Annotated in this window: 1 protein-coding gene; it reads left to right on the forward strand. The window is 59.3% G+C overall.

Annotated features, from left to right (window positions below):
* Nucleotides 1–115: 115 nt before the first annotated feature.
* On the forward strand, nt 116–317 hold a 202-nt coding region (locus tag SB751_RS29130), incomplete at its 3' end, for a tetratricopeptide repeat protein (protein WP_410748924.1).

A 317-nucleotide genomic window follows, 5' to 3' on the forward strand; every position in this document is an offset into this window, starting at 1 on the left:
TCAGACATGGAGACAAATCATATAATCAGCCTGCCATGCTAACACCAAGGATACGATTCTCGTGATTCACCACTCCGCAGCTCCCTTGAACCCCGCCTCCCGAAGCGGGTCGGTTTTGCGCGTGGTTATCGCGCTATTTGCCGTTATCGCCATTGCCGGTTGCGGCTCGACCAACAGCAAGTACGACAAGACCACCAACTGGAGCGCCGAACAGCTGTACGCCGACGCCAAGGCGGAAATCTCGTCCGGGGGCTGGAAAGAAGCCCGCGAGCGCCTGACCGCCATCGAAAGCCGCTACCCCTTCGGCGTCTACGCCC

Origin of the sequence: Cupriavidus sp. SIMBA_020 (assembly GCF_046535395.1) — a bacterium.
Classification (GTDB): Bacteria; Pseudomonadota; Gammaproteobacteria; order Burkholderiales; family Burkholderiaceae; genus Cupriavidus; species Cupriavidus campinensis.